Origin of the sequence: Streptococcus sp. k-378, from assembly GCF_013277505.1 — a bacterium.
GTDB lineage: Bacteria > Bacillota > Bacilli > Lactobacillales > Streptococcaceae > Streptococcus > Streptococcus pseudopneumoniae.
The window spans coordinates 1-8,592 of the sequence record NZ_VMNC01000038.1; the positions used below are offsets into that span (position 1 = coordinate 1).

The 8,592-nt window shown below is 40.2% G+C and carries 10 protein-coding genes and 2 riboswitches; all 10 genes read right to left on the reverse strand.

What is annotated here, in order from left to right; genetic code table 11:
- Positions 1 to 199: 199 nt before the first annotated feature.
- The 10 genes from thiE (HT719_RS04705) to HT719_RS04750 all read right to left on the reverse strand — a co-directional run bounded on the left by thiE (HT719_RS04705) (position 200) and on the right by HT719_RS04750 (position 8,161).
- A complete protein-coding gene (thiE, locus tag HT719_RS04705) occupies positions 200 to 832 on the reverse strand; it encodes a thiamine phosphate synthase (protein WP_172928413.1) in 633 nt (210 codons plus the stop codon).
- A complete protein-coding gene (locus HT719_RS04710) occupies positions 825 to 1,628 on the reverse strand; it encodes a hydroxyethylthiazole kinase (RefSeq protein WP_172928415.1) in 804 nt (267 codons plus the stop codon). The genes thiE (HT719_RS04705) and HT719_RS04710 overlap by 8 nt, the downstream gene beginning before the upstream one ends.
- Positions 1,628 to 2,152 (reverse strand): energy coupling factor transporter S component ThiW, encoded by a 525-nt coding sequence (gene thiW, locus HT719_RS04715; protein WP_172928417.1) that lies wholly within the window; start codon positions 2,150 to 2,152, stop codon positions 1,628 to 1,630. The genes HT719_RS04710 and thiW overlap by 1 nt, the downstream gene beginning before the upstream one ends.
- Before the next feature lie 4 nt (positions 2,153 to 2,156).
- Positions 2,157 to 2,849, reverse strand: a complete 693-nt coding sequence (gene tenA / locus HT719_RS04720; RefSeq protein WP_172928419.1) for a thiaminase II — start codon at positions 2,847 to 2,849, stop codon at positions 2,157 to 2,159.
- A gap of 10 nt (positions 2,850 to 2,859) precedes the next feature.
- Positions 2,860 to 3,510, reverse strand: coding sequence for an energy-coupling factor transporter transmembrane component T (locus tag HT719_RS04725; RefSeq protein ID WP_172928421.1), 651 nt, complete (start codon positions 3,508 to 3,510; stop codon positions 2,860 to 2,862).
- Between the two features lies 1 nt (position 3,511).
- Positions 3,512 to 4,897 carry an ABC transporter ATP-binding protein gene (locus HT719_RS04730; protein ID WP_172928422.1) on the reverse strand — a complete coding sequence of 462 codons (1,386 nt, stop codon included), beginning with the start codon at positions 4,895 to 4,897 and terminating at the stop codon, positions 3,512 to 3,514.
- Positions 4,898 to 5,458, reverse strand: coding sequence for an ECF transporter S component (locus tag HT719_RS04735; protein ID WP_000915290.1), 561 nt, complete (start codon positions 5,456 to 5,458; stop codon positions 4,898 to 4,900).
- 158 nt (positions 5,459 to 5,616) lie between these two features.
- Positions 5,617 to 5,705, reverse strand: a riboswitch (TPP riboswitch).
- A 115-nt stretch (positions 5,706 to 5,820) separates the two neighbouring features.
- Positions 5,821 to 6,450: a thiamine phosphate synthase gene (gene thiE, locus HT719_RS04740; protein ID WP_172928423.1), complete on the reverse strand. Its 630-nt coding sequence runs from the start codon at positions 6,448 to 6,450 to the stop codon at positions 5,821 to 5,823.
- A gap of 1 nt (position 6,451) precedes the next feature.
- Complete coding sequence (thiM, locus tag HT719_RS04745; RefSeq protein ID WP_172928424.1) at positions 6,452 to 7,234, reverse strand: hydroxyethylthiazole kinase; 783 nt, start codon at positions 7,232 to 7,234, stop codon at positions 6,452 to 6,454.
- Between the two features lie 258 nt (positions 7,235 to 7,492).
- Positions 7,493 to 8,161, reverse strand: coding sequence for a TenA family protein (locus HT719_RS04750; protein ID WP_023941460.1), 669 nt, complete (start codon positions 8,159 to 8,161; stop codon positions 7,493 to 7,495).
- 215 nt (positions 8,162 to 8,376) lie between these two features.
- Positions 8,377 to 8,465, reverse strand: a riboswitch (TPP riboswitch).
- Positions 8,466 to 8,592: the final 127 nt, after the last annotated feature.

Genomic DNA, 8,592 nt, shown 5'->3' on the forward strand with positions numbered 1-8,592 from the left:
TACTCTTCGAAAATCTCTTCAAACCACGTCAGCTTCGCCTTACCGTGCGTATAGTTACTGACTTCGTCAGTTCTATCCACAACCTCAAAACAGTGTTTTGAGCTGACTACGTCAGCTTCTATCTGAAACCTCAAGGCAGGGCTTTGAGCAACCTGCGGCTAGCTTCCTAGTTTGCTCTTTGATTTTCATTGAGTATTAGTTAGGAAATAATGTCATCCAACTTTGATAAAAAGGCTTGGGTTTTTGCCTCAATATCTTCTGCCTGCATCAGATCGCGTACGACTGCTACTCCAGCTATGCCAGTGCCCATAAGCTGGTCAATGTTCTCTGAAGTCAAGCCTCCAATAGCAACTACTGGAATGGCAACCGTTTGGCAAATTGTTTTCAAGGTTGATATCAGAGTAATGGGCGCATTTTCCTTGGTGGTAGTTGGGAAAATGGCTCCTGTCCCCAAGTAATCTGCACCTGATGTTTCTGCTTCCAGAGCTCTTTTAACCGTTTTAGCGGTGACACCTAGGATTTTATCAGGTCCCAAGACTTGTCGGGCAACCGAAACGGGTAATTCATCATCTCCGATATGCAGACCTGCTGCATCAACCGCAATACAAACATCCAACCGATCATCGATTATCAAGGGTACCTGATAAACATCTGTTATTTCCTTGACTTGTTTTGCCAGTTGATAATATTGATTGGTTGTGAGATTTTTTTCTCGTAATTGGACTATGGTAACCCCTGAACGGCAGGCCGTCTCAACTTTTGCAAGAAAGCTTTCCACGGAATCTTGATAACGATTGGTTACCAGATATAGTCTAAGTGCTTCTCTATTCATAAACCTCTCCTTTGATGGTATCTAGCCAATTTTCATCTCTTTTGAGGAGCGAAAGCTGATTGAGTACTTGGTAACGAAATTCTTCCAATCCCATTCCTTGAACAACTATTTTCTCAGCAGCGATATTGAGATAAGAGACTGCTAAGCAAGAAGCTTCAAAACCAGTCTTTCCTTGGCTGAGAAAAACAGCTGTTAAGGCTCCAACCAAGTCTCCTGTCCCTGTTATCCAGTCTAACTCTACACAGCCATTTCCCAGTACAGCGACCTGATTCTTCGAAACGATGAGGTCCTTGGGGCCAGTAACTAAGAAAGACATACCAGGATAGGTCTGACACCAGTCTTTCAAGACTTGAAGTAAATCCTCCGTTTCTTGGTCTTTAGCACTCGCATCGACACCAACGCCGTGGTGTTTTAAGCCAACAAGACTTCGAATTTCTGACATGTTTCCTTTAAGGACCGTAGGTCTATAGTCTAAAATGTCTTTAACTAAGCTCTTACGAATGGAGGAAGCCGTTACGCCGACCGCATCTACTACCATTGGAAGAGAAACTTGAGCTGCATACGAGGCTGCCATGCGGATTGCTTTTTCCTTCTCAGCTGACAAATGCCCCAAATTGATGAAGAGAGCCTGACTTTGCTTAGTAAAATCAAGAACCTCACGGGGATCATCTGCCATGACAGGTTTGCATCCCAGAGCCAAAATCCCATTTGCCAGCATCTCACAAGAAATCTCATTGGTCATACAGTGAATAAGAGAACTCGTTTCCAGAGGAAAAGGATTTATCAATTCCTGCATCATTCTATCCTTTCACCAAAGAAATATCCCTGCACTTTTTTAAAGAATTCCTGCTTGATTAAAAATCGAAAAGCAATAAAGGAAATCGCTGTACCAATCAAGGTTGCTCCGAAAAATCGAGGAGTATAGATAAACCAGCTGAGCTTAGCAGCTGATCCTGTAAAGAGCACCATAACAGGATAGGAAACAATAGAACCAATGATACCTGTTCCCAAAATCTCTCCTAGAGCAGAATAGTGAAATTTTCGACCGTACTTATAAAAGAGACCTGCTAGAAGGGCTCCAAAAGTCGCTCCTGTGAGAGCTAAAGGCGGAATCCCTTGAGTCGTCATACGGATAAAGGCTGTCACTGTAGCCATAACCAAGGCATAAACAGGTCCCATCATGATTCCTGCTAGAATATTGACTACACTGGACATCGGTGCCATTCCCTCAATCCGAAAGATAGGCGTAAGGACTACATCAAGGGCAATCATCATAGATAAAATGGTTAATTTGTGAACTTGTAGTTGGTGCTTTCTCATATTTCTATTCTTCTCCTGTTTCTAAAGACTGTAAATCGCTCTTCCATGTCTGGTGTTGGTAGGCCATTTGCCAAAACTTGGCTTCCATGTGAACACTGATGTGGAAGGCATCTAGCATTTTTTTCTTGTCTGTCTCATCACTTTCGCGATAGAGTTGATTGACCAGCGCTCCCTCCTCTCTGATCTGTTGCTCTAACTCATCCGTAATATAAGTTTCAATCCATTGTTGGTAGAGAGGATTTGGTGATGGTTTAAGATTAAGTGATTTGCCTATATCATGGTATAACCAAGGACAAGGTAGCAAACTTGCAAAGGCAATGCCCAAGTTTGGCTCTGCAAATTGCCGATAAATATGTGAAATGTAATGATAACAGGTTGGAGCGATTGGATGTTGCTCCATTTCCTGATCGCTGATTTCCAATTCCTTGAAAAATTGTTGGCGGATAAACAACTCACCCTCCACTAGACTCTGAGCATTTTGTTTCAAGAGTCTTTTCATCTCTTGGTTTGAAGTCTTATCAGCCAAAAGGTGATAGATTTCTGAGAAGGCCTTCAGATAGTAGGCATCCTGAATCAGGTAATAGCGGAAAATGGCAGGTTCTAAATTCCCCTCTTGTAATTGTAAAATAAAGGGATGATGAAAGGAAGCCTGCCAAGCTTCCTTGGATAATTCCATCGCAATATCTGTAAATTCCATAATAACTCCTTTATAAAAATAGACTGGTTTGAAGCAATAAAAAGAACAGCAGGTAGATGAATATTGTCCTTTTAGGAATATAAAAAGTCCGATAGCTATTCTCCACCTGTGCATGTTCGTCATATCCATGCGCCGATAGAGCTCTCAGGTAAAGATGGCGCCACCTAAAGACTGTCATCAGAACCTTGCTGTAAATCAAGGGCGACCAAAAATGTAGTTCTTGACCGCGTAATAAGCAAGCTTCCTTGAGGGACTTGATTTCTTGCTGAATAAGGGGAAAGGAATTGAATACCACAATCAAGGCATAGGCCCATGACCGTGATAACCCCTTTTGAGCCAAGTACAAGAGAAGCTCTTTTAGTGAAATAGAGGAAATAAAGACAAGTCCGATACAAACTGTCACAAAGGCCCTCGTTCCAAGCATGACCGCCTGCGAAACATCTCCATGTAACTGAACTGCCCAGTAGTTGGCAAAGGATGGCAAAATGGCAAGTATGATCATCCAAGCTAACATTTTAAATCGACGGTAATAGAGCATAAAGAGAATACAGAATGCGACTACCGAAAGATTCAGAGCAATCGAAGGAATGAAAGATGTTTCCAAGGATAAAATCAGCAAGAAGAGACTGATAATCGGTGTCTGGGTTGCTACTTTGACCATACTATCTCACCTCCCTTTGAGCATTGCTACTCTGAGATGTGAGTGGTTTGGTAATTGTCACTGCTTTCACATGACTGAGACCCTGACTAGTCATCTCAATCCAATAATCAACCACAGAGATCAAGGGATCTAAACGATGGCTAATGATCAGAAAACTTCTTCCTTGATTTCTCTCCTCCACAATCCACTTGCAAAAATAATGGCAAGCTCTATCATCCAAACCTGCAAAAGGTTCATCTAGCAAAATCACTGAAGCCTTACTGGTCAAGATGGTCAAGAGCTGAAGAATTTTTTGCTGACCACCACTTAATTGATAGGGACTCTTATCGACTGCCTGCTCCAGATCAAAATATCGTAAAGCTTTAAAAATTCGCTGATTTCTTTCAGAATCAGGTCCATCTAATTGGAGCTCTTCTCGCAGACTGACTCTAATAAACTGTTTCTCAGCTTCCTGAACAACACCCGTCAGGTCATGATACAAACTCTTTTTCTTTTTTAGAACCGAACCCTTCCAAGTAATGCGTCCCTTATACTTTTGAAATTGAAGAATAGACCGAAAGAGGGTTGATTTCCCGACACCATTATCACCCAAGATACAGGAAATTCCTTGGTAAAATCTGAAATCAATAATCGAAAAGAGGGAGCGCTTATCCAGCTCACAAGTCATTCGATCCATATGTAACAATTCCGGGCTAGAAGCAACTTTCTTTGAAGCAACCTGTATCATCTCAGAGGAAGGGATTTGAAACACTTCCCTTAGTTGTCCGTCTCTTAGCTCCACCATATGGTCGATATAGGCTTCATAGTCTGATAAATCATGGTCGCACAGGATGACTGCCTTCCCATTAGAGGCTAACTCTTTTAGAATCTCCAATATCTCGATTCTGCTCTTGCGGTCAATGGAAGCGAAGGGCTCATCCAAGAGATAGACCCTAGGATTCATGGCAAAGAGGACAGCCAAAGCAGCCTTTTGCTTTTCCCCACCTGATAAGTGATGGATGGGACGGTGCAAGATCTTCTCACAGCGACATTGTAGAACCACCTCTGCTATTTTAGAATCAATTTCCTGAAGGTGATAGCCGATATTCTCCAAGGTAAAAATCAGCTCCTCAAACAAATTCTCCATGGTAAACTGATGATTGGGATTTTGAAAGAGAATACCAACCGTTTGGACACGTTCGATGATAGAAAGCTGACTGACTTCGCTCCCATCTATCAGTACTTGACCGCTATAGGGAAGAGAACTGACTTGGGCGATCATTTGAAAGAGACTCGATTTCCCTGAACCACTGCTCCCAACTAACAAGGTAAAGGCTTGCTCATGAAAAGTAAAATCAATCGGTTCCGAAAAAATTGGGGACTGAATCTCCCGTAATTCCAGACCCATCTATGCTTTTCCTCCAGTTGCAAACTGATGATAGAGTTTGACAATGGCACGAACCAAGATGGTACAGAAGAAATAAACAGAAATAAAACGTACCACAAGCAAGGAAAGGACAAACGGAAGGGAAAAGGCGTAGTAACCTAACTTAATGTATTCATAGACAAAGCTAACAAGCGTAATCCCAATACTATTGGCAGTTAGAGAGAGCCAACTCTCATAGCGATTCTTGGTTACGATAAAACCAAGTTCACTTCCCAAACCTTGAACCAAGCCAGACAAAAGAGCGCCTAGACCGAATTGGCTACCATAAAGGACTTCAGCAAGCGCAGCTAGTACTTCTCCAATCGTTGCACTTCCGACTCTCGGAACAAAGATGGCAGCAATGGGCGCAGCCATACACCAGAGACCGAAGAGGATTTCATTGGCAAAGGCCTGCAAACCAAGAGGTGTTAAGAGTAGGCTGAGAATATTATACACATATCCTGAACCAACGAAAACCCCACCAAAAAAGATAGACAAGAAAGCAAGCAAGATAACATCTTTTAACTGCCATTTTTTCAACATAAAAAACTCCTTTTTTATGTTGAAAAGTGGGGCACTCAAGGTGAGCTACCAAAAGGCTTTATATCACCTTCATCCAGTTTCGTAAAAGAAAAAACTCTAATTACAGATAGGAATTAGAGTTTAGCTTACAAGATTAGACCGTTCTTTTCGACATACGAAAAAAACATTTCACATTTCCCTTCGCCAGTCTTAACTGTATCAGGTTCAATGGGTATCATCTCAGCCTAAAGCACCCCAAATGTCTTTATTATTTAATTGTATGATTATTATAACACACATTTTATACTAGTTCAAGAAATTGAACTGGAAATACAGCCTTGCACTCTCAAAGACAGCAGATCTTTCTTGGGTTAGATAGATACCTATTGTTCACTCATTTCCCGAACAGTTTTTTCTATATTTTTTGCATACGATATTGCTGAAATGATTGAAACACCATCCATATTAGTCTTCATAATGTCTTTAATATGTTGCGTCTGTATCCCACCAATTGCAACTAAGGGCATTTGTGGCAATAGTTTTCTCATCAATTTAAGACCTTCATAACCTATAGCACCTCCAGCATCATCCTTTGACTGGGTATCAAATACAGGACCAACACCAACATAATCTACATATTCAACTTTTGACTGTTGAAATTCTTTCTCGTTTTTTATAGAAAGACCAATTATTTTATCTGGCATCAATTTTCTAATTTCATCAACTCCAAGGTCATCTTGTCCTACATGTACGCCATCAGCGTCAATTTCCATCGCCAAATCAATATCATCATTAACAATAAACGGAACATTGTATTTTTTACAAAGATCCTGTAGTTTAATTGCTACTTCGACTTTTTCTTTACCTTCTAAGGCTCCCTCACCTTTTTCACGAAATTGAAATAAGGTTATACCACCTTTTAAGGCTTCCTCAACGACTGTATATAGATTTTTTTCTTGGCAAGTAGTCGTTCCACAAATAAAATATAGTTTTAGTAATTCTTTATGAAACATCTTACTTCACTCTTTTGAATTCCTTTACATCTTCATCTGTAATCTCGTATAAGGCATTCATAAATTCAACTTTAAATGTTCCAGGAAGATGTCCATTTGGACGTTTTTCTGCCATTTCTCCAGCGATATTGTAAACCAACATTGCTGTTTCTAATGATTTCAATTCTTGACCTTTTTCAAGTCCGATAAAGCTTGCTACTACAGCACCTAATAAGCATCCTGTCCCAATGACTTTTGGCATCATGGCACTACCATTATGAATCGTTACCACTTCTCCATTTACCGCAATAGCATCCACTTCGCCTGTTACTACTATTGGAATATTGAACTTCTCATTTGCTGCTAGAGCAATTTCGTCAATATTATCTACTCCCGCACTATCTACTCCTTTAGATACCACATTTATCCCTACTAAAGAAGCAATCTCGCCAGCATTCCCCCTAATCGCAGCTAGTTTGTAATTGTTGATTAAATCATCTGCTACTTTTTTTCTATATTCTCCTGCTCCACAGGCTACAGGATCTAAAACTGCTGGGACATTATATTTCTCTGCAATTTTCAGAGCAGCTTGGTATAATTTCCAATTTTCATCTGTCAATGTTCCTATGTTTATTAATAAGCCACCAGCATACTTTAACAAATCCTCTAAATCTGCTGGAAACTCACTCATGGCTGGTGAGACACCCAGTGCTACTAATCCATTTGCTGTGAAATTTTTTACCACATCATTGGTGATGCAAATGACCAATGGTGCTTTTTCTTTTAATAATTTTAAACTTGTCATATTGAAATCCTTCCTTTACACTTTATACGATCTACTGATTTCGATTTATCTCTATCTTTCGTTAAGAAATTTTTCAGTTACATTGAATGATTTATACTCAATGAAAATCAAAGAACAAACTAGGAAGCTAACCGCAGGTTGCTCAANNTTGAGGTTGCAGATAGAACACCATACCTACGGCAAGGTGAAGCTGACGTGGTTTGAAGAGATTTTCGAAGAGTATTAACTCATCAAATTTGTAAATATCATGAGCCTTCTCTAGGCATCATAACCAATATCAAAAAAGGCTAATTCTAAAGCGACCGCTTGATTCCAGCGTTGCTGAAGCTCTGTCAAATCTTCTCGACCTTTTCCGACACGATTGAGTTCGTCAACCAGAAATTGAACCCACTCTGCAAAGAAAGGACCTCTGTGGAGATTGATCCATTCCGAATGAATATAGGCTTCAGGAAGAGCCAAAGCTTTAGAACCCCAGTCTAAATAGAGTCCTTCTGCAATGACCAGCATGACCAAAAGATGGGCATAGTCTGATGAAGCCACTGCCGAGTACATTAGATTCTGAAAGGCTTTTGTTACAGGGTGCAAGCTCACTTCTAGATAGTCATTCTCAGATACGTTTAACTCTTTGAAAGCCTTTTGGAAATAGCCATCTTCATCTGCTTCAAGAAAGCCTAGTTGTTTGGCAAAACGAAGCTTGGATTCAAGCTGGTCTGCGTGGGCTACGCAGGAACCCAACATGGATAAAAAGGCATCAAAGAAGTGATAATCTTGAATCAGGTAGTCTTTTAAGGCCTTATTCTCAATTGTCCCTGCAAAAAGTTCCTTAACAAAACGATGATTGATTGCAGCCTGCCAATCCTTCTGACTGCTTTTTAATAATTCTCCAACAGTCAAACCTGGCTGAAATGCATAAACCTGTGTTTCCATATTTACTTCTCCTCTCTTTACTTGTTAGTAATTAATAAAACACCAAGAAATACCAAGTAAAATCGTAATTCCACTTGATCCTTTTAAAGCACATCGAGGGCATTTACAGAGAGCTACCTAAACAAGCCTATCCAGTTTATATAAACAAAAAACTCCAATTACAATCAAGAATTAGAGTTGACTTACAAGATTAGACCGTTCATTTCACCATACGAAAAAAACGGTTCACATTTCCCTTCGCCAGTCTTAACTGTATCAGGTTCAATGGGTATCATCTCAGCCTAAAGCACCCCAAATGTCTTTATTATTTAATTACTAGACCATTATAACAGAAATTGAAAGCCCTAGCAAGATATTTGACCGAAAAATATCTTTATATAGTTTTTTATAGCGATTTATTCTTCCAATACACGAGTCATAACCACCCGTGA